Raw genomic sequence first — 18,720 nt, forward strand, 5'->3', positions numbered from 1 at the left:
ATGCGGTGCTCGCCTCACCACACGACGGGCAGGCGGGACACCCCGAGTACGGGTTTGGCGGCGCATACCTCGAGATCCTCCGCGGCCTCGGCCAGCCTCAGCGCGGGGAACCTCCGGAACACCGCCGCGTAACTCGTGCGGAGGATGTGCCTCGCGAGATGCTGGCCGAGGCACTGATGCACGCCGTAGCCGAACGCGAGGTGGCCGACCGGCGAGTTGTCGATGTCCAGTGCGGCCGGGCAGGCGAACTGCTGGGGGTCCCGGTTGGCCGCCGGCAGGGCGATGGACACCGAATCGCCCGCCTTGACCTTCTCGCCGCCCAGTTCGACGTCCTGCAACGCGGTGCGGATGGGGCCGATATGGGTGACGCTGAGGTAGCGCAGCAGTTCCTCGACGGCCCGCTCCAGCCGGTCGGGGTCGGAAAGCGCCTTCGCCCGCTGATCCGGGTGCTCCAGCAGCGCCAGCAGGCCGAGGGCAAGCATGTTGGCCGTCGACTCGTATCCCGCCGTCAGCAGCACCATGCCGACGGTGGCCACCTCCTCGTCGGGCAGTTCGCCCGAGCCGGCGAGGTGCCCGAGCACGTCTTCCTGGGCGCCCGCCCGTTTCTTGGAGTCGACGAATTCCAGGAACTGGGTGTGGATGGCCCGGGTCGCCGCCGCGACGTCCTCGGCTGCCGATTCCTGGTCGAAGAGGACCGAGACATGGCGCACGAAGCGGTCGTGCTCGTCCTCGGGGACGCCCAGCACCTGCGAGACCACGTGGAGCGGCACGACTTTCGCGAAGTCCCGCATCAGGTCCGCCGGCGGTCCCGCCTGCTCGACGGCGGTCAGCCGGTCCTCGACGACCCGCTCCACGTCCGGCACGAGCGACTCCATCTTGCGCACCGTGAAATGCCCGACGAGCAGCCGGCGGTACCTCGTGTGCTCCGGTGGGTCCATGCGGTGGAACACACCCGGCGGGATGTCCTTGCGAGCCTGTTCGGCCTCGGCGGACAGCTTGACGGGGATACGGGCGAGGTCGGCCCGGCTGCTGAAGCGGCTGTCGGCGAGGACCGTGCGGGCCAACGAGTAGCTCGTCACGAGCCAGCCCACATGCCCGTCTCCGTAGACCATCCGGCCGATCGGCCGCCGCTCGCGCAAGTTCTCAAGTTCCGGGGGGAGTTCGAAGATTCGCTCGCGGTCGGTGGGGATGCCGATGGGGACTGCCGTCGTGTCGGACAATGCGGACTCCTTCAGCGAATCGCGAGGCTACGGTTCGAACTCGCGGGGATGCTGTGCCCGGCGACCGCGCCCAGAGCCGGGCCGGCGACGGACGCCGGTGCGCCGGGCTCGCCGGGGGTTCGCGGCATCGGGCGGCGAACGGTGCGTCGGACCGGCGGAAGCAGGGCTCGGGTGTGACTCTCGGGGTTCTGGCGCGGTCTTCGGGCTCGACGGATGTCGACGCTACGCATCGCCCGATCCGGCGCACAAGGCTCACGGCCGCAAGCTGCCACCGACGGCCCGCAAGGGGCGAACGCGGACCGCAACAGGTCAATCCGGCGGCTCGACGGGCGGCGCCGGGGCAGGTGGGAACGGCCTCAGCCAGGTACCGTGCCGTCTTCGCCGGTTTCGAGGAAGCGCAACGCGGAGCGTGCCGCCCGGTGACCGCACATGCCGTGCACTCCGGCTCCGGGCGGGGTGGCGGCCGAGCAGAGGAAGACCCCCGGCACACCGGTGCTGTAGGGGTCGAGTGCCGGACGCGGGCGCAGCGCCACCTGGAGCGGGGTGTTCGCCCCCGTCAGGATGTCGCCCCCGACGAAGTTGGTGTTGTCACAGGCCAGTTGGGCCGGCGAGCGGACACTCGTTGCGAGGACCCGCTCCCGTGCCCCCGGTGCGAACCGCTCCAGCTGCCGCAGAACGGCTTCGGTCGCGTCACCGCGATAGCCATGAGGCACATGGGCGTAGGCGTCCACCGGGTGGATGGTGCCGTGGGAGCGGCCGGCGTCGGCGAGGTACTGCTGGGCGAGCAGCACGAACGGACGCTCGGGCATCCTCCCGCGTGCGATCTGCGCCTCGGAGTGCCGGATCTCCTCCAACGTGCCTCCCAGATGCACCGTCCCGGCGCTCCGGCAGGCCTCCGCGGTCCACGGCACACCGCCCTCCACGGCCAGATGCACCGTGAAGGCCGCCGGCCCGTGTCTCCAGCGTGCGTAGGCGCGACGCACTCCGGGGGGCAGCCAGTCACCGAGCAGCGCGGCGGCGGCCCTGGGAGCGAGGTCGAGGAGGACGACGTCGCTGCGCGGCAGTTGGGCCGGGGAGGTGACGCGTGCGTCCGTTTCGATGGTGCCGCCGAGGGCCCGGAGCATGGCGGCCAACGCGTCCGTGACCGACCGGCTGCCGCCGCGGGCCACCGGCCATCCCACGCTGTGCCCCGCCACGAGGTGGAACAAGCCCACCGAGGAACTCATCGGCCGGTCGAGCCGCGCCAGCAGGTGGGCCGCTGCCCCGGCGAACAGGGCACGGGCCTTCTCGGTCCGCCAGCGGCGGGCCAGGAGGGTCGCGGGCTGCGCCGCGAACCATCCGAACCGCGCGTAGGCGAGCGGATGCGCGGGCACGTGGACGGCGGGCCCCATCACGTCCGGTGCCAGTGCGTCGAAGGAACCCGCCAGCGGGCCGAACAGCCGTCGCCAGGCGGGGCCGTCCCGCCCCAGGTCGCCGGCTGTGCGGGAGAGGGAGCGCCACATCACCGCGGCGTCGCCGCGATCCAGCGGATGGGCCAGGTCGACGTCCGGCCATGCCCACTCCAGGCCGTGGCGCTCCATCGCGAGCGAGCGGAGGAACGGGGAGCCTGCCCCGGAGGGGTGCACGGCGGCGCAGTGGTCGTGCGTCAGTCCGGGGAGGGTCAGCGCCCCGCTGCGGGTCCCGCCGCCGATCTCGCTCTCGGCCTCCAGAACGGTCACCTTCACCCCGCGGCGAGCGAGGGTCACCGCCGCGGCCAGCCCGTTGGGGCCCGCGCCCACGACGACTGCGCCGGTCATGAACATCCCCTCGTTCCCTCGGCGATCCGCGCCGATCTTCGCGGACCATACTCGCTCCGCGACTCCCGGGCGAGCACGGAGAACGCCCGCGCGCCATCGGCGGCTGCCCGCCGCCGCGGTGGGTCCCCGCCGCTCGTGCGGCGCGGCCCCTCACCGTGGCGTCACCCGGCATCTGACCGGTCCCTCGGTCTGGAGGAGCATCTTCTGGACGAGCCGTACCTCGGTGTCCACCGCTTCCAGCTCGAACTTCTGGAGGGCCGCGGCAACGGCGAGCACGCTCTCCAGCATTCCGAAGTACTGCCCGATGCAGGCACGGGGGCCGCCGCCGAACGGGAACCACGCGTAGCGGGGTCTTTCGGCCTCCTCCTCGGGCAGGAAGCGTTCGGGTGCGAAGACCCCGGGGTCCTTCCAGTAGGCGGGGTGCCGGTGGGTGACCCACGGGCTGAGGAAGACGGTCGCGCCCGCGGGAATGAGATAGCCGGAGACCTCCGTCTCCGCCGTTGCCCGCCTCGTGATGCCCGGGGCGGAGGGATACAGCCGCATGGCCTCCTTCAGCACCATCTGGACGTACTCCAGTCGGTCGAAGTCCTCGACCGCGGGCGGGCGCGACCCCAGAACGCGGTCGACCTCGTCGCGGGCCCGTGCTTGCACCTCCGGGGAGCGGGCGAGCAGATGGAGCGCGAACTTCATCGCTGTCGCGGTGGTCTCGTGTCCGGCGAGGAAGAAGACCAGTACCTGGTCGCGGACCTCCTCGCTGGAGAACCGGTCGCCGGTGGCGTCGTCCGCGTTCAGCAGGAGTCCCAGGAGATCGTTGTCGCTGTCCATGGCGCCGCGCTCACGGATGATCCGGTCGCACACGCCGTACAGCTCCCGGCGCGCGCTCATCGCTCTGCGGTTGGCCGGGGTGGGCCAGCTGCGCGGGATGGACAGCGGTGCGAAGGCCCGCTTGAGCATGTAGGTGCCCAGTATCGGAAAACAGCGGTCGACGACCTCGCCGGCCTCCTTGCTCGCGCCACCGAACAGCACGCGCATCGTGATGCGTTGCGTCAGCCGCGTCATTTCGTGGGCGATGTCGATGGTGCTGCGGCCGTGGTCCGGGTCCCTCCACCGAGCCAGCATGCGCAGCACCTCCTCGCACATCGTGGCTGCGTAGAGGTTGACCTTCCGGCGGGTGAACAGCGGCTGGATGAACCGGCGCTGGCGTAGGTAATCGTCGTCCTGGCTGGTCAGAAGGCCGTTCCCGAAGAGGGTACGGATCTCGTCGTAGAAGGAGTCTTCTTTACGGAACCCCACCGACCGGGCCAGGAGCTGCTGGGCGCCCTCTGCCGAGAAGACAGCGAAGATCTCCTGCCGCAGGCCGGGCGGCCCGGCAGCGAACCGCACCACGTCGCCATGGTCGCGCCGGGCCCGCAGGTAGGTACCCAGAGGGTCGCGGCGCAGTGCGTTCATGGAGCCGGTCAGCCGGGAGCCGTCAACGGTGGGGATCGCCATGGTGTTTGTCATCAACGCAACTCCCGTAGCAAACAAGCGCGACAACGCGTGCGGGCAGCCGGGTGCCGTCCGGGCGGCATCGCCATGGGCGGGGAGGTCCTCGCGGGCCGGGGCTCGCGAGGACCTCCCCGCTGAGGGCGCCTCAACGGAACTCGGCGGGGCCGGCTGCGGTCCGCCTCACTTGTTCGTCCGGCCGTACCTCAGCATGCCTTCCAGCCACTCATCGAGACCGGGCGACTCGGGTTCGCCGCGCCATGCCAGGTGGCCGTCCGGGCGTATCAGCCACACCTCGCGGGCAGCGGCCTGGTCCTTCTTGCCCGACGACTGAGCGCCCTTGCGTTCCAGGACCACGAATTGGTCGTCGTCCAGGTGCTGCCGCACCACGTCGACACACGGGTCGGCGCCGCCCCTGGGTACGAGCAGCACCCACCGGCCGTGGAACTGCTCGTACAGCCTGGTACGGCGGCGATCCGCCGAGTGGACGCATTCGAGGTCGCCCACGGTGTCGCCGGGCCGCGGTTTGGCGGCGAACCGGGCGCCACCGCCCAGCGGGCCGGTCCGATAGGTCTCCCACAGCTTCGCGTGCGAGAACGTGGTCAGCTGATCGAACCCGGGCGTCTTGACGATGGGCGCCACGACGTGGTCCCGCAGGACGCGGACAACCGGGTTGCGCATCTTCTCGATCTGGCTGGGCGCCGACTTGCCGAGGACGATTTCCTCCGCGATGGGGCGCCGCTCGCCCTGGTAGGTCTCCAGCAGCGCCTCGCCGGCCTTGCCGCCGATCACGAGCGCGAGCTTCCAGGCGAGGTTCTCCGAGTCGCCCATTCCGGTGTGGATGGCGGGACCGCCGAAGGGAACGTGCGGGTGGGCCGCGTCACCGGCCACCAGCACGCGGCCCTCACGGTAGTTCTCCACGATCCGGCCCTGCCCGACGAACGTGAGCTTGGTCGTGGTGTCGAGGAACTCCACTCCCCCGTAGGGGGAGCGTTCGGCCAGCACGGTACGCACCCGGGAGACGATCTCGTCCTCGTCGGGCTTCTCCGTTCCCTGTTCCGGGTCGAGCGCCAGGATGCGCCACAGGTTGTTGCGCCCGTCGGGGTCGACCATCGGCATGGCCCCGATCTTTCCGTCCGGGTGGAGCCAGCCCGTCAGCCCGTTCCTGTCGAGGTCCCAGTTGACGTGCGCGTCGACCATCAAGTAGCGGCTGCTGCGGCCGATGGAGCTGATCCCGGCCGCCTTCCGGACCATGCTGTCGGGCCCGTCGCAGCCGACCAGCCAGCTCGCGTGGACGCGCTCACCGTTGCTCAGCACCGCGGTCACGCGGTCCGCGTCCTGCTCGATGTCGACCAGGACGCTGTTCCACTCCACGGCTCCGTCGCGGTCGGCCCAGTACTCCCGCAAGGCTGCCTCGATCTTGCCCTGGTTGATCAGCATCGGCGGAGCCAGGTTGACCTTGCCGGGCGTGGTGTAGCGCAGCCTGATCGGCTGCCGTCCCAGGTGCGCGGTGGCGTTGGTGAGCATGGGCGTCTCGTTGGGCAGATTGCCCAACGACCCCATGCGCTGCATGACTTCCGACCCCGGGCCGTGGACCGAACTCGACAGCCGCTCGGGCGGCCCGGGAGCCCGCTCCAAGAGGCGCACCGATACGCCCTGGAGGGAAAGGTAATTGGCGAGGGTCAAGCCCGCGGGCCCGGCGCCGATTACCAGTACGTCTGTCGTCTCTTCACTGCTCATTCTCGCTCCAGGTAGTGATGCGTCGATACCTTGCGATGATGACCATTGGCGCAGTAGCCGGACGTCCTCCAGCAGCCGGTGAGCGATTGACGGGGGCCAGGTCCACAAACCCAGTGTGCCCACGACGCGCGCCGCTTCACTTTCTTGAAGAGGGCACTAGCTGCCTGTCCTCAAGGTGCAATGCGACAGCCGACTTCGAGAACACCGTCAGTTCCAGCCGAACGTCACAGTGGCGTTGTGCTTTCGCTTTCCCTTTTGCTCACAGCTCATGGCACCGGCGGCGCGGAAGGGACCGGGCGCCCCGAACAGCCGGAATTTCGCCGCGCGGCCAGGCTGAAGTGAATTGCTAGGCGGGCTGCTCCGGCAGCTCGACACCGTTCTCGTTGTACTGGTAGAAACCGCGGCCCGACTTCCGGCCCAGTTCTCCCGCCGCGACCTTCGCGACCAGCAGATCGCAGGGCCGGCAGGACGGGTCACCCGTGCGCTCGTGAAGGGTGTTGAGGGAGTCGACCAGGTTGTCCAGGCCGATGAGGTCCGCGGTGCGCAGCGGACCGGTGGGGTGCCCCAGGCATCCCTGCATCAGGAGGTCGGCGGTCCGGGCGGTGGCCGTGCCCTCGGCGACGAGCCGCGCGGCAGTGTTGATCATGGGGTGGAGAAGACGGCTGGTGACAAAGCCGGCGGTGTCCCCCACGGTGACCGGCCTGCGGCCCAGTGCCTCGAGGAGACGGCGAGCGGCGGTCACGGTGCGCTCGGAGGTGTGCGGTCCGGGAACGAACTCGACCATGGTGATGAGGTAGCTGGGGTTCATGAAGTGCGTGCCGACCAGGTCCTCGGCGCGCGAGATGCCGTCGGCGAGTTCACCGATGGGGAACCCCGAGGTGTTCGAGATCAGCGGTGTCCCCGGCCGGACCAGGTCCGACGCTCGCATCAGGGCCTTCCGCTTCACTTCGAGCACTTCTGTGACCGCTTCGATGACGGCCGTCGCGTCCGCCGCCTCGGCGAAGGACGTCGTGGTGGTGAGGGCGCCCGGGTCGCGTCCGGCCGGCAGCGCCCCCAGGAGTTGCGCGTGGCGCAGCTCCTGGGCGACCCGGGCACGCGCCCGGTCCAACGTCGCGTCGTCGAGGTCGACGAGGCATACGGGAATGCCGTGCCCGAGGGCTGTGACCGTGATGCTCGTGCCCATCACCCCGGCGCCGAGGACGGCCAGATGGTGCGTGAACTGCTCGGACTCCATCGTTCCCTCCTCAGCGGGGCCGATGCCCAAGGGGCCGGGCTCCGAGGCGTCCGTCAGCCGCAGTTGCACCAACTGGGGCCACCGGACGTGCCGGTCGGGGACAGCGGGCCGTCGAACGTCTCGGCCGACTCGATGACCTTGACATCGGCTCGGAAGTCGTCTTCCCTGCGGTCTTCGGAAGCGGCGAAGAGAGCTTCAGGTATCGGCATGCTTTCTCCTGTATTTGCTTCAGTCCGACGAGGACGTGCGGAGTGGCGGTCCGGAAAATGGGCGCCTTGGAAAACGTAACTCACAGCCGGGCCGTGTGGACAGCGTATGGCATCAAGATGACAGCACCGGCCGGGAAAAGCGCACGATCCGCCTGCTCTCTTCATATGGCATCTTGCGGACACGGAGCTGTCTTGCGACCGGCTCCGCACCCGGAGACCCTTTCCCGGGGCAGCCGCAACGCGAGGAGAGACGGATCATGTCTGCTTTTGCCGCACTGGACACGGCATTGTTCCGGATGGCCACCGTAGCGGCCCGCGACGACCTGGAAAACCTTTACTCGGCCTGGCGGGGACGGGACATCAATGAGGCCGCCGACACCGATATAGCCGAGTACATCAGCGATATCGCCGACGATCCGGTACTCGCAGAAGGCATCGCGCTCTCCAGCGAGGGACTTTCCAGCGCCTTGAGCAGGATTCGCCGAGGTGATCTGCCGAGCAGGAAACGGCTCCTGCGGATGGCGCACTCGGTCACCAAGTACGCCCTGCGGATCTCGGGACGGCCCACTCCCTTCGGGATCTTCGCAGGAGTGGCCAGGGCCAGGGTCGGAGAGGGCGCGCACGCCAAGTTCGGTACGGGCCACCAGAAACGGGTCCGGCCGGACGCGGGCTGGCTGACGGGGGCCGCCGAGGAGCTGTTCCTGTCCGGCGGAAATCTGAGCGGGTTCGCGGTGGCCCTCAACGATCTGTGCGCCGAGCACGGCAACGAACTGCTCTGCCCGTGGGCCAGGACCACCGAAGGCACCAAGGGCAAGGTGAACCAGGTCTCGATAGTGCGGAACGACGCGGTCGACCGCGTCTGTGCGCTCACCAGGACCCCGCGGGAGGTCTCCGAAGTGGTCCGCGCCGTTGCCCGTTCGACGGAGCCGCCCGCACCGCCGTCCGCCGTGGAGGGGCTGGTACGGACCCTCATCCGCAACGGCTTCCTCATCACGACGATGGTGCCGAGGAACATGGGCGGTCAGGCTCTGCGAACGGTCCTGGCAGGCTCCGCCGGGGACGCCGCCCTCCGGGCCGGATCGGCCCTGTCCGAGTACGCCGCTGCACCGGTCGGCCAGGGGCTTTCGCAGCTCACCGCGCTGTCCGGGCTCATGCAGGAGGTCCACCGGTACCCCCGCCAGGCCGTACAGGCCGATCTGCTGCTGGACGCGGACGTACAGGTCCCCCAGGCCGTCGGGACGTGCCTTGAGGAGTTCGCGGACGCCATGTGGCGCATGGGCCCGCAGGAGTCCGGTGCGCGCCATATGGAGGGCTACACACACGAGTTCACCGAACGCTACGGGATACAGGTCCCGGTACCCGTCGTGGAGTTGGTCGACCCCGTCCGCGGCCTCGGTTACCCGGCTGCCTACGGGGACGGCCGGCCACCCGAGCGGGCGCCGTCCGACTCCGGCCGTGAAGCGCTGCTGAGCGAGCTGTACGTCCAGACCGTCAGGTCCGGCAGCCGCGAGGTATCGGTCACCGAGGACCTCGTGGCCCGCTTCGAGTCCCTGCGCGAGGCTCCCGCTTCCGCGCCGCCCGCCTCGTTGGAACTGTGCGTCCAGATTCTCTCCCGGAGTACGGAGGACCTGGACCTCGGCGACTTCGAGCTGCTGCTCTCCCGCTTCACGGGGTCGCGGACCGCGGGCGCGACAGCCGGGCGTTTCGCCGACGCGTTGGGTATCGCGGACGACCTGCACCAGATGATGGGCGCCCACCGGGACGACGGGCCGCTGTACGTCCAGCTGGACTTCGACCCCAGCTATCCGGGTGCGCTCAACGTCGCGCAGGTGCCCCGGCTCCTCCCCCGGCAGATGCCGATCGGTGTGCTCGCGGACGCCGGCGGTTCGGCCCACCTCGACTGGCGGTCGCTGGCCGTCACCTCGGACGGGAAGACCCTGCGGCTCATCCACGGGGAGAGCGGTCGCGAGGTGGTGCCCGTCGCCCCGCACGTCCTCAACCTCGAACGCATCGCGCCGGACATCGTCCGGTTCCTCGTCGACGTGTCGGCCGGCGGGTTTCCCGCGTGGTCGACCTGGAGCTGGGGCAGCCTGGAGAGCATGCCGTACCTGCCTCGGGTGCGTTACGGCAAGCTGATCGTGAAGCCGGCGCGGTGGAAGCCGTCGGAGACGCTGCTCGACCCGAAGCTCACCTGGCAGACGTGGCGGGGCGAACTGCGCCGGTGGCAGGCCGAGTGGGACGTCCCCCGGCGCATCGACATCTCACTCGGAGACGAGTACTGCTCGCTCGATCTGGACAACTCCCTCCATCAAGCGGTGCTGCGGCGCGAGCTCCAGGGCCGCGGGGTCCGTATCAGCGAAAGTCTGGCCGCCGACCCGTCCGTGTACGGCTGGACGGACCTGCACGCGCACGAAGTCGTCGTCGGTCTCGCGCGGCGTGCGACGATCCAGCGCCCGGCACCGGCCCTGATCAGCGGTGCGCCGGCGGCGGCGTCCGCACACCAGGAGGCTCTGCCGGGCGGCGAATGGGTGCACGCGAAGATCTACGCCCCGGAGTGGGCCCATGACGAGCTGATCGCCGACGTCCTGCCCGGACTCGTCGCCGAGGTGGCCGACTCCGTCGACCGGTGGTTCTTCATCCGCTACCGCGACCCGGACCCCCATCTCCGCCTGCGGTTGCACGGGCCGCAAGAGGAGTTGCGCGGCCCGGTCCTCGGCGCCCTGCACGACGCGATGCGGCACCTCCGCCGTCAGGGCCTGATACGCGACTTCGTACTCGCGGGCTACGTTCCGGAAGTGCACCGGTACGGCGGAGCCGAGCTGATGCCGCTGGCGGAAGAGGTCTTCGCGCAGGACAGCTGGTCGGCGATCTGCCAGATCAGGTCCCGCAGGCGGGGCGGTACCGACTGCTCCGAGGAACTGCTCGCGGCAGCCCACCACGGTGTCCTTCTCGAAGCGCTGGGCTCTTGGCCCTGGTGGGAGTGGGTGGCGCAGTCGTACGCGAAGAACGAGAAAACCAGGTCGTTCTACCGGGAGAACTCCGCGGAGGCCCTGCGGCTGATCCGCCCCGGGAACGTTCTGGGGTCTCTCCTGGACTCCGGGGAAGTCCCCGGCATGCGGTCCGTGTGGACGGAGGGCGATGCCGCACACCGGTACGGCAGCGCCCTGCTCGGGTCGGCGGAGCAGCGGACCGTCGACATCGCTGTGCGCGGGCTGCTGCACATGCAGCACAACAGGTTGCTCGGCATCAAACCGGACCGGGAGGAGCGGGGTTACGGGATTCTGCGCGGTATCGCCCGGCAGCATCTGGGCGAGCTGACCCACCGGCGGAGCGGATGACCCTCATTCCCCGCCCCCCTCGGCCTCCGTGTCCGCGCTCTCCCCTCCGGTGCTCAGCCACTCCCGCAGCGCGGCCTTGTCGACCTTTCCGCTGCCGCCCCTCGGGAGCCTGGGCAGGTGGTGGACGGCCGTAGGAAGCTTGTAGCGGGCCAGCCGCTCGCCGGCGAAGTCGCGCAGTTGCTGGAGAGCCGCCCTGCCGGGGCCGTCCTGGCACAGGACCGCCACCGGTGTCTCCTCCCACTCGGGGTGCGGCGCACCGACCACGGCGACCTCCCGGACTCCCGGGTACTCGGCGAGAACCCGCTCGATCTCGGCGGGGTAGATGTTCTCGCCGCCGCTGATGATGACGTCCTTGCTGCGGTCCACCATGTACAGCAGCCCGCGCTCGTCGCGCTGCCCGATGTCGCCGGAGCGGAACCAGCCCGCCTCGTCCTTCGCGAGCCGGGTGGCTTCCGGGTCGTTCCAGTACTCACGGAACACGTTCGGGCCGCGGACGAGCACCTCGGCGGGCACGCCGGGCTCGGTGACCTCCGCTCCCGTGGCCGGATCGACGAGCTTGATGTCCGTGTACGGCAGCGGGTACCCGGCCGAGCCGGGGTGGGTGCCGACCAGTTCGGAGGGCAGGCAGGCGGCGAGCGGCGCGGTCTCGGTGAGCCCCCACGCCTGCTGGAGGGTGAGGCCGCGTGCCGCGTAGTCGCGCACGAGCTGGGGCGGCACGGGTGCCCCGCCGACGAGGGCCGTCCGCAGGCTGGACAGCTCGGCCTCCGCGAAACCCGGGGCGCGGGCGATGGCGGTGAACATGGCCGGCACGGCGATGACGTTCACCGCGCGGTGGGCAGCCATGTCGGCGAGGGCCTGCTTCGCGTCGAAGGCACGCCGGACCACGACCGTACCGCCGTGGACGAGGGTGCCCAGGGTGAAGCCGCTCAGCCCCGCGACGTGGAACATGGGGGCGAGCACCAGCGTGGTGTCGCGCAGGCTGGAATCGATGACGGCTGTGGTGGCGACATCGTGCCACCACAGGTTCCCGTGGGTCAGGACAACTCCCTTGGGGTGGCCGGTGGTACCGGAGGTGTACATCAGCAGCGCGGGGTCGTCGGCGCGTACGGTCGCGGGCGGGCGCCCCTGGTCGGGTACCACGGCGGTGGACAGGGGCTGCCACGGGGCGGGGGCCTTCGCGGGCGAGGGGCCCCGCGGATCCGTGTCGACGAGGAAGTGCCTGCGTACGGGCAGGTCGTCGGCCCCGGTGTCGACGGCGTCCGTGTACTCCGGCTCTGCGAGAAGGGTGTGGGTGCCGGAATCCCGGAGCAGCGCGGCCAGTTCCGCTGAGGTGAGCCGGAAATTCAGCGGCAGGAAGACGGCCCCGAGGTGTGCTGCCGCCAGCGCGGTGCGCAGCAGCAGTTCGCTGTTGCGGCCGAGCCAGGCCACGCGGTCGCCGGTGCGGAGGCCTCCGTGTGCCAGGACGTCGGCCAGGGCCCGCACGTCGGCGGCGAACCGGTCGTAGCTGACAGGTACGTCTTCGTACCACACGGCCGTGGTGTCCCCGGACGTCCGGGCCCATCGGTTCACGGCCACGGCAGGGCTGAGGTTGGTCTGGTGCATCAGTCGGTCCACCCGTCTGCGTCGCCGCGAAGGTAGGGGAAGGGGCGGAGGTCAGCCGCAGCCGCCGGCGTGGCCCTGGTCGCCGTCGGCGCCGAGGACGAGCTCCGGTGGCGGGGCCGGGTCGTGCGGCCGGGCACCGAGGACGGACGCCACGAAGGCGCCCAGCCTGTCCAGACCCCAGAACTTGTCGCGTCCGTGGACGAAGAACGGGACGCCGAAGACCCCGTCCCGGTCGACGGCGCGCAGGGCGGCGATGCCGCGTGCGCGCAGCCCGGAGTCGTCGGACGCCGCCGCGAGCCGACCGGCGGGCAGGCCGAGTCCGGCCGCTGCCTCCGCGACGACGGCGCGGTCACATATGTCGCGGCCCTCCTCCCAGCGCAGCTCGTAGAGCCGCCGGAGAAGATCCGGCCCGCGGCCCTCGTCCACCGCGGCGAGGTACGCGAGGTGCGGCACCTCCCACACCGGATCGCGGTCCACCGGCCACACGGGGGTGAGTCCCGCGTCCCGGGCGCAGCGCCGGACGTCCTGGAGGATGTAGAGGTGCTTGTCCCGGGACATGTCCGTGTACGGGAAGTGGCCGCCGGCCTCCCGGAGCAGGGCCGCGCTGTCCGCGTCGGGCTCGAAGAAGGGCCGCCACTCGACGGACGCCGCGACGTCGGGGTGATGTTCCGTCAGGCGCCGGTACGCCAGCCAGGAGTACGGGCTGCGCAGGGAGAAGTAGAAGCGCGGGACGGCCTGCTGTGACGAGGCCATGGAACACACCCTCTCTCAGAGAACGATGCCGCCGTCGATGTGGAGCACGCTGCCGGTCACGTACGCGGCGGTGGACACGTAGGCGACCATGTCGGCCACTTCCTCCGGCGTGCCGAAGCGCCCCAGCGGGATGCTCCCCACCGCGTCCTCCCGGGCACGGCCCGGCATGGCGGCGACCATGTCGGTCTCGACGAAGCCGGGTGCGACCACGTTGGCGCGTATGCCGTACCGTCCGACTTCCTTGGCGAGTGCCTTTGTGAAGCCGATGATCCCGGCCTTGGAGGCGGAGTAGTTGGTCTGCGTGGCGTTCCCGTGCACTCCGGCGACGGAGGAGATGTTCACCACGCAGCCGCGCCTGCGCTTCATCATCTCGAAGACCGCCGCGCGGCAAATGTGATACGTGCCGTCGAGGTTGGTCGCCACGACGGCCCGCCAGTCCTCGTCCGCCATCGTCACCAGCGGACCGTCGCGGACGATCCCCGCGGAGGTGACCACGACATCGACCGGACCGAGCTCCGTCTGCGCGCGCTTCACGAAGGAACGGGCCTCGTCCGCCCGCGAGACATCGGTACGGCAGGCGAGGGCGCGCCCTCCCAGCTCGCCGACCTCCTTGGTGAGCGTGTCCGCTGCCGCCCGGTCCGAGGCGTAGCAGAACGCCACGTCATGGCCGTCGGTCGCGAGCCGCCGGACGACGGCCCGGCCGATACCGCGCGTGCCGCCGGTCACCAGGGCGACCGGACGCGGAGGCGCTGCGGTCATGCTCGGCTCCTTCCCTGGCCGGCCGGGGCGACCGCCCCGGCCGGATCGGCTGAATCGGCTGAATCGGCCGGACGGCGGGCGATCATGACCTGGCCCACCTCCAGGACTGTGGCCCCGTCCACCCGGCTCTCCCCCTCGAAGGCGACGGTGTCGTCGAACGCCCGGGTCACCCGTGCCTGATGGACCACCGCGTCGCCGGGCCGGACGGCGCCGGTGAAGCGCACCCCCGACATCCCGCCGAACAGCAGGACGCCGGCGGCGCGGGCTTCCGCGTCCGGCTCCCCGGCGGCCATGAGCGCCGCCGCCGACTGGCACCACGACTCCAGGAGCAGTGCCGCGGGGTAGGTGTAGGCCTCGTCGTCGGCGTCGTCGGGAAGCCCGCCGTACCAGGGCTCGTCGCAGGTGACCGCCTTCAGTGCGGTCAGCCGCTCCCCCGGCACCAGGTCCGTGATGCGGTCGATGAGCAGGATCGGGTGGCGGTGCGGAAGCAGTTCCTTGATCCCGCTCGGCCCGGTCTGAGGACTCCTCATGTGCTCCTGCCTTCCGCCAGGCTGATCCTGATGTGGGCGACGGTTCCCCGGGCGGTCGAGACCGCCGCGGCACACCGCCACCCCGCCTCCCGCCGCTGCCAGCCGAGATCGGCGGTGAGCCGGTCCCCGGGCAGCACCGGTTTGAGGAAGCGGGCCTTCTCGACGGCGTCGAGCCGCCAGGGGCGCTCCGGTTCCGGGACGACGGCCAACGCGCCCCGGTACACGAAGTCGAGGAGACACACGCCGGGAAACACGGGAAAGCCCGGGTAGTGGCCCGCGAACACCGGCTCGTTCGGGGAGACCGTCAGATGCACCTGCCGCGTGGCGCCGGACACGGTGCCGATCTCCACGGCGCCCGCGACGGGGCGTCCCGGCAGCCCCGTCATCAGACGGCCGCCAGCTTCGCGGCGAGCAGGCCGTGGGTCTCGGCGAGTGTGCGGAGCATCCGCAGCTCGGACTCGTCGAACTTGACCCCGTACCTCTTCTCGAGGACCACGATGACTTCCAGGGCCAGCAAGGAGTCACCGCCCAGGTCCTCATTGAACCGGGCGTCGTCCGTCACGTCGGAGGTGTCGAGGTCGAGCACCTCGGCCACGATGCCGCGCAGTTCGTCGCGGTCCGGGGCCTTCGCCGGCTTCTCGGGCATGGTGGAAAGCCTTTCGCCTGGGGGGATGGGGGGCCGGGCAGCCCGGCGGGTCAGCCGGCGGCCGTGCCGTCTCCGGGCAGGTGGAGCAGCGCGGCACCGACGACCCCGTCCGGCTCGGCGGAGGTGACCAGGACGGGGCCGTCCAGCGTGCTGGCCCCGGCCAGCGCCAGCACGGACGTGATCTGGAAGGCCGCGGAGGCGGCGCAGGTGTCGCCGAAGGCCTCGGGGCAGCCGATGTCCGGGGGGCGGCGGACCTCGAAAACCTCCTGGAGGGCGGCGCGTTCCGCCTCCCCCTCACCACTGCCGCGAGGCTGTGACCCGGCCACCGCTGTGACCGAGCCCGCGTCGACGCCGGTGCCGTCGAGGAGCCGACGGACGCAGGCGGCGAGGGCCGGCCGGACCTCCCCGCCGTCGCGGGCGAAGCCGAACTCCAGGCCGAGAGGGGTGGCGAGGGTGCGCCGGCCGTGAGCCGCCGCGTCCTCGGAACGTTCGAGCAGCCACATCGCCGCGCCCTCACCGAGCACCCGGTCTCCGGGCGCTCCGCCCGAAGCCGCCTCTTCGGTGCGGGCGGTGGCCCGGCGGGCGTGCCACTCCAGCCAGGCACGGGCGCGGGAGAACTCCTCGACAGCGCCGCACAGCATGGCGGGTGCCCGGCCCGCCCCGCACAGCCGCAGCGCGAAACGCAGGGAGAGCAGGCCGGTGGCCCTGCCTCCGGCGAGGGTCGCGTTGGGGCCCCTGAGCCGGTGCCAGATGGCCGACTGTCCGGCCGCACAGTTCATCACCGTGTTGGGGAACCGCGCCGGATCCACCAGGTAGGGGCGGGCGCTGGTGAGCGAGTCCCTGGTGAAGTCCATCATGCTCTGCGCGCTTCCCATGCTGGTGCCCAGAGCGAGACCGGTCCTCTCCCCCACTCCGCCCAGGCGCTCTCCCGAGTCGTCCGTCAGGAGCCGGCCGACGGCGGAGACGGCCATGCCGCTGATCCGGTCCATCGAGCGTGTCCCCTTGCGGCCGAGCACGGTTCGTACGTCGAAGTCCGGGACGAGAGCGGCCCCGTCGAAGGGCACGTCCCACTCGTCGGGGTCCAGCGGGGCCACGGCGCTACGGCCGGAGGTCAGTCCGGCGGTGAACGCGGCGCGGCCCATGCCCCAGGGGGACACGGCCGACCAAGCGGAGATCACGGGGCTGCCGGGGGCGGTCGCGGGGATCATTCCGGTGCGCTCCTTCCTCGCTGAACTGGGCATGCGGGCCGGGCATTCAGAAGAACCAGATCCGTCGGTACTCGGGCCAACGGGACGTGACGGCGTGCCGGGCGACGGTGCGCACGCCGGGCAGGAGCCGCTCGCGGGCGCTGGGGCCGAGCGCGGCGACGTCCGGCTCCTCGACCCACACCGCGGCGCCGTCCTCGATGAGCTTGCGCAAGGAGCGCTGCGGGTGGGGCAGGGTGTCGAGCTTCCGGGCGGCGATCCGCAGCGCTGGGCGGAATCCGGTGCCCACGGCGAAGCCCGCGGCGAGGCCGCGGAGCAGGACGTCGACGCCGCCGCTCTGCCGGTGCAGCTCCCGTGCGAAGAAGAGCGTGTTCGCGAACTGCGACTCCACCGCGCCCCGGTGTGCCCGCTCGATGACGAGGAGGGTGTTGCCCGTACCGTTCACCGTTCAGCACACCCCCATGGCCAGGACCTTGTCCGACGCCTCCACATGCGCCCAGAACCGGGCCGGGGGCCGCTCGCGCACCTCGGACAGCTGCACTCCGGCTCCCCTGTCCGCGCGGCAGAAGCGGCAGACGTACCAGTACAGGGCGTCCGGATGGGCAGCGAGCAGCTCGCGGACGAGCTGGGCGGTCGAGGGGTGGTCCGTCCCGGGGTCCGTGAGGTCGGGCGGCTTGCTGTCGCCGAGCGAGGTGCTGGTCAGCGTGGTGGCGTCGCCGCACGCCCAGATCTGGACCCGGGCGCCCCGGTCGAGGAGCGCCTGGGTGAGCCGCAGGGCGCTGGTGACCAGCTCGGTCCTGTGCGGTGCGCCGAGCAGTTTGATCAGGACGTCTGTCCGTGGAACCTGCCACACCATGTCAGTGCCACACCGCCCGCACGTTCGCTCGCAGCAGCCGTTCCGCGACGGCCGCCATGTCGACGGCCCGCGCGCCGTCGGCCATGTCCCCGGGGGCCACGCCGCGCTGGTGCAGGCTGAAGTCGTCCGCCCACAACTCGCCGCCGAGCCGGAGATAGGTCTCGACGCCCGGTGTCAGGGGGGACACCGCGCCCACCACACCGTCCTCGATGAGCAGCAGCGCGACGTCGGCGCCTTCGCGCAGCAGGCAGCACGCGTCGCCCACGAACCGTTCGGCATCGGCCGCGAGCTGCGGCCCGCTGCTCTCGATCAGCAGGAACTCGTTCATGGACGCACCCGGTCAGCCGGTTCGGGGCCGCTGAGGGCGTGCACGACACGGTCGTCGAACTCGACGAGGCTCCAGTCCCGACGGCTGTCGATGACGGCGTAGCCGTGGGTGATGCGGCCGGTCGCGGCCCGCACCGGATGCCCGTCGCGGAGCGCGTAGCAGTCCATGCGGGAGGTGTACGTCAGAGTCTTGAAGATCTCCTCGACGGTGTAGACCGTGTACAGGTCCTCCTCCATCAGCACCTCGTCGAGGATCTGGATCCGCGAGTGCGGCACGACGGGGATCCACCGCCGGGCCTCGAGAAGCTGCCGGATGGAGATGCCCCGGTCCGCGAGAAAGAGTTCGACGACCTCCTCCATCACACGCAGGTACCCGGACATCTGGAGCCGCTCGCTGAAGTGGCAGTACGGGTAGGGGATGCGCCACTTCCAGCCGAAGGCGTTCTCACCCGCGGTGAGCCGCTCCAGCAGGCCGTCGCCGTCCGCGTGCGGAGCCTGGCCGGTGGGGCTCCCGGGGCCGGACGCGGACTCGTGCCGGCCGAGGACGGGCACGGTGTAGGGCCTGAGCGGGGAGGGCGGCTGGCCGGCCTCCCCGGGTCCCTCCGCGGTACGCAGGGAGACCCGCACCTTGGAAGTGGCTGCCTTGACGCGCCGCCCGCCGCGCTCCAGGGTCAGCGTGACGCGGAAGCGGAGGACCGGGTCGCCCTCCCGGGTCACGGGCACGACCTCGGCGTCCACGGAGTCGTCCATGTGAAGGGCGTGCGGGATACGGGTGTCCAGGTCGACGAGGTCGACGCCGAGGCCGTACTCCTCGTAGAGGCCGCGGGCGGGAAGTCCGGCACAGCGGAAGTGCTCCAGGACCGCCTCTTCGACGAGGTAGTTGACGTGCTTGAATCCGATCCAGGTGCAGATGTTGGAGCCCTCGTAACGTGGGCGCAGCGGCACCCTGGTGGTCTCCGTCAGCAGGTGCTTCGCCCTTACCGGCAGGGTTTCGGTGCTCATGGGCTTCACTCCGGGTCC

At 70.9% G+C, this 18,720-nt stretch carries 18 protein-coding genes; 1 reads left to right on the forward strand and 17 read right to left on the reverse strand.

Annotated elements, in window-relative coordinates:
• Positions 1-14 precede the first annotated feature (14 nt).
• The 6 genes from OHB04_RS02765 to OHB04_RS02790 form a co-directional block, all read right to left on the reverse strand.
• Complete coding sequence (locus OHB04_RS02765) at positions 15-1,220, reverse strand: cytochrome P450 (protein ID WP_326686065.1); 1,206 nt, start codon at positions 1,218-1,220, stop codon at positions 15-17.
• A gap of 356 nt (positions 1,221-1,576) precedes the next feature.
• Positions 1,577-3,016, reverse strand: a complete 1,440-nt coding sequence (locus OHB04_RS02770; RefSeq protein WP_326686066.1) for a phytoene desaturase family protein — start codon at positions 3,014-3,016, stop codon at positions 1,577-1,579.
• 150 nt (positions 3,017-3,166) lie between these two features.
• Entirely contained in the window at positions 3,167-4,519 is a 1,353-nt protein-coding gene (locus OHB04_RS02775; protein ID WP_326686067.1) for a cytochrome P450, read from the reverse strand.
• A gap of 165 nt (positions 4,520-4,684) precedes the next feature.
• The gene (locus OHB04_RS02780; protein ID WP_326686068.1) at positions 4,685-6,241 is read right to left on the reverse strand and encodes an FAD-dependent monooxygenase; all 1,557 of its coding nucleotides are present in this window, start codon (positions 6,239-6,241) and stop codon (positions 4,685-4,687) included.
• Positions 6,242-6,587: 346 nt separating this feature from the next.
• On the reverse strand, positions 6,588-7,475 hold the full coding sequence (locus tag OHB04_RS02785) for a 3-hydroxyacyl-CoA dehydrogenase family protein (RefSeq protein ID WP_326686069.1): 888 nt from the start codon (positions 7,473-7,475) through the stop codon (positions 6,588-6,590).
• Positions 7,476-7,528: 53 nt separating this feature from the next.
• Entirely contained in the window at positions 7,529-7,684 is a 156-nt protein-coding gene (locus OHB04_RS02790) for a hypothetical protein (protein WP_326686070.1), read from the reverse strand.
• 257 nt (positions 7,685-7,941) lie between these two features.
• On the opposite strand from OHB04_RS02790, the gene OHB04_RS02795 reads away from it, so the two are divergent.
• Complete coding sequence (locus OHB04_RS02795) at positions 7,942-11,022, forward strand: lantibiotic dehydratase (protein ID WP_326806732.1); 3,081 nt, start codon at positions 7,942-7,944, stop codon at positions 11,020-11,022.
• Between the two features lie 3 nt (positions 11,023-11,025).
• Here OHB04_RS02795 and OHB04_RS02800 read toward each other — a convergent pair whose 3' ends face one another.
• Genes OHB04_RS02800 through OHB04_RS02850 form a run of 11 tightly spaced genes read right to left on the reverse strand, consistent with a single transcriptional unit; the run spans position 11,026 to position 18,702 of the window.
• Entirely contained in the window at positions 11,026-12,624 is a 1,599-nt protein-coding gene (locus OHB04_RS02800; protein WP_326686072.1) for an AMP-binding protein, read from the reverse strand.
• A gap of 51 nt (positions 12,625-12,675) precedes the next feature.
• The gene (locus tag OHB04_RS02805; RefSeq protein ID WP_326686073.1) at positions 12,676-13,377 is read right to left on the reverse strand and encodes a 2-hydroxychromene-2-carboxylate isomerase; all 702 of its coding nucleotides are present in this window, start codon (positions 13,375-13,377) and stop codon (positions 12,676-12,678) included.
• A gap of 15 nt (positions 13,378-13,392) precedes the next feature.
• Entirely contained in the window at positions 13,393-14,136 is a 744-nt protein-coding gene (fabG, locus tag OHB04_RS02810) for a 3-oxoacyl-ACP reductase FabG (protein WP_326686074.1), read from the reverse strand.
• Entirely contained in the window at positions 14,133-14,666 is a 534-nt protein-coding gene (locus OHB04_RS02815; protein WP_326806733.1) for a 3-hydroxyacyl-ACP dehydratase FabZ family protein, read from the reverse strand. Before OHB04_RS02815 ends, fabG begins: the two co-directional genes overlap by 4 nt.
• Entirely contained in the window at positions 14,663-15,052 is a 390-nt protein-coding gene (locus OHB04_RS02820) for a 3-hydroxyacyl-ACP dehydratase FabZ family protein (RefSeq protein ID WP_326686076.1), read from the reverse strand. The genes OHB04_RS02815 and OHB04_RS02820 overlap by 4 nt, the downstream gene beginning before the upstream one ends.
• Complete coding sequence (locus OHB04_RS02825) at positions 15,052-15,312, reverse strand: acyl carrier protein (protein WP_326686077.1); 261 nt, start codon at positions 15,310-15,312, stop codon at positions 15,052-15,054. Before OHB04_RS02825 ends, OHB04_RS02820 begins: the two co-directional genes overlap by 1 nt.
• A gap of 50 nt (positions 15,313-15,362) precedes the next feature.
• Positions 15,363-16,520: a beta-ketoacyl synthase N-terminal-like domain-containing protein gene (locus tag OHB04_RS02830; RefSeq protein WP_326806734.1), complete on the reverse strand. Its 1,158-nt coding sequence runs from the start codon at positions 16,518-16,520 to the stop codon at positions 15,363-15,365.
• 46 nt (positions 16,521-16,566) lie between these two features.
• Positions 16,567-16,962, reverse strand: coding sequence for a hypothetical protein (locus tag OHB04_RS02835; RefSeq protein ID WP_326806735.1), 396 nt, complete (start codon positions 16,960-16,962; stop codon positions 16,567-16,569).
• A 3-nt stretch (positions 16,963-16,965) separates the two neighbouring features.
• Positions 16,966-17,373, reverse strand: a complete 408-nt coding sequence (locus tag OHB04_RS02840; RefSeq protein ID WP_326686080.1) for a hypothetical protein — start codon at positions 17,371-17,373, stop codon at positions 16,966-16,968.
• A gap of 1 nt (position 17,374) precedes the next feature.
• The gene (locus OHB04_RS02845) at positions 17,375-17,701 is read right to left on the reverse strand and encodes a hypothetical protein (protein ID WP_326806736.1); all 327 of its coding nucleotides are present in this window, start codon (positions 17,699-17,701) and stop codon (positions 17,375-17,377) included.
• The gene (locus OHB04_RS02850) at positions 17,698-18,702 is read right to left on the reverse strand and encodes a thioesterase family protein (protein ID WP_326806737.1); all 1,005 of its coding nucleotides are present in this window, start codon (positions 18,700-18,702) and stop codon (positions 17,698-17,700) included. Before OHB04_RS02850 ends, OHB04_RS02845 begins: the two co-directional genes overlap by 4 nt.
• Between the last annotated feature and the right edge of the window lie 18 nt (positions 18,703-18,720).

Source organism: Streptomyces sp. NBC_01775 (genome assembly GCF_035917675.1).
Taxonomy (GTDB): Bacteria; Actinomycetota; Actinomycetes; order Streptomycetales; family Streptomycetaceae; genus Streptomyces.

Bases quoted from the DNA above. Each gene is read 5' to 3' on its own strand.
- OHB04_RS02820 (WP_326686076.1), bottom strand. From the start codon at position 15,052: ATGACGGGGCTGCCGGGACGCCCCGTCGCGGGCGCCGTGGAGATCGGC.
- OHB04_RS02780 (WP_326686068.1), bottom strand. From the start codon at position 6,241: ATGAGCAGTGAAGAGACGACAGACGTACTGGTAATCGGCGCCGGGCCC.
- OHB04_RS02830 (WP_326806734.1), bottom strand. From the start codon at position 16,520: ATGATCCCCGCGACCGCCCCCGGCAGCCCCGTGATCTCCGCTTGGTCG.
- OHB04_RS02840 (WP_326686080.1), bottom strand. From the start codon at position 17,373: ATGGTGTGGCAGGTTCCACGGACAGACGTCCTGATCAAACTGCTCGGC.
- OHB04_RS02795 (WP_326806732.1), top strand. From the start codon at position 7,942: ATGTCTGCTTTTGCCGCACTGGACACGGCATTGTTCCGGATGGCCACC.
- OHB04_RS02775 (WP_326686067.1), bottom strand. From the start codon at position 4,519: ATGACAAACACCATGGCGATCCCCACCGTTGACGGCTCCCGGCTGACC.
- OHB04_RS02845 (WP_326806736.1), bottom strand. From the start codon at position 17,701: ATGAACGAGTTCCTGCTGATCGAGAGCAGCGGGCCGCAGCTCGCGGCC.
- OHB04_RS02785 (WP_326686069.1), bottom strand. From the start codon at position 7,475: ATGGAGTCCGAGCAGTTCACGCACCATCTGGCCGTCCTCGGCGCCGGG.
- OHB04_RS02815 (WP_326806733.1), bottom strand. From the start codon at position 14,666: ATGAGGAGTCCTCAGACCGGGCCGAGCGGGATCAAGGAACTGCTTCCG.
- OHB04_RS02805 (WP_326686073.1), bottom strand. From the start codon at position 13,377: ATGGCCTCGTCACAGCAGGCCGTCCCGCGCTTCTACTTCTCCCTGCGC.
- OHB04_RS02850 (WP_326806737.1), bottom strand. From the start codon at position 18,702: ATGAGCACCGAAACCCTGCCGGTAAGGGCGAAGCACCTGCTGACGGAG.
- OHB04_RS02790 (WP_326686070.1), bottom strand. From the start codon at position 7,684: ATGCCGATACCTGAAGCTCTCTTCGCCGCTTCCGAAGACCGCAGGGAA.
- OHB04_RS02770 (WP_326686066.1), bottom strand. From the start codon at position 3,016: ATGACCGGCGCAGTCGTCGTGGGCGCGGGCCCCAACGGGCTGGCCGCG.
- fabG (WP_326686074.1), bottom strand. From the start codon at position 14,136: ATGACCGCAGCGCCTCCGCGTCCGGTCGCCCTGGTGACCGGCGGCACG.
- OHB04_RS02825 (WP_326686077.1), bottom strand. From the start codon at position 15,312: ATGCCCGAGAAGCCGGCGAAGGCCCCGGACCGCGACGAACTGCGCGGC.
- OHB04_RS02800 (WP_326686072.1), bottom strand. From the start codon at position 12,624: ATGCACCAGACCAACCTCAGCCCTGCCGTGGCCGTGAACCGATGGGCC.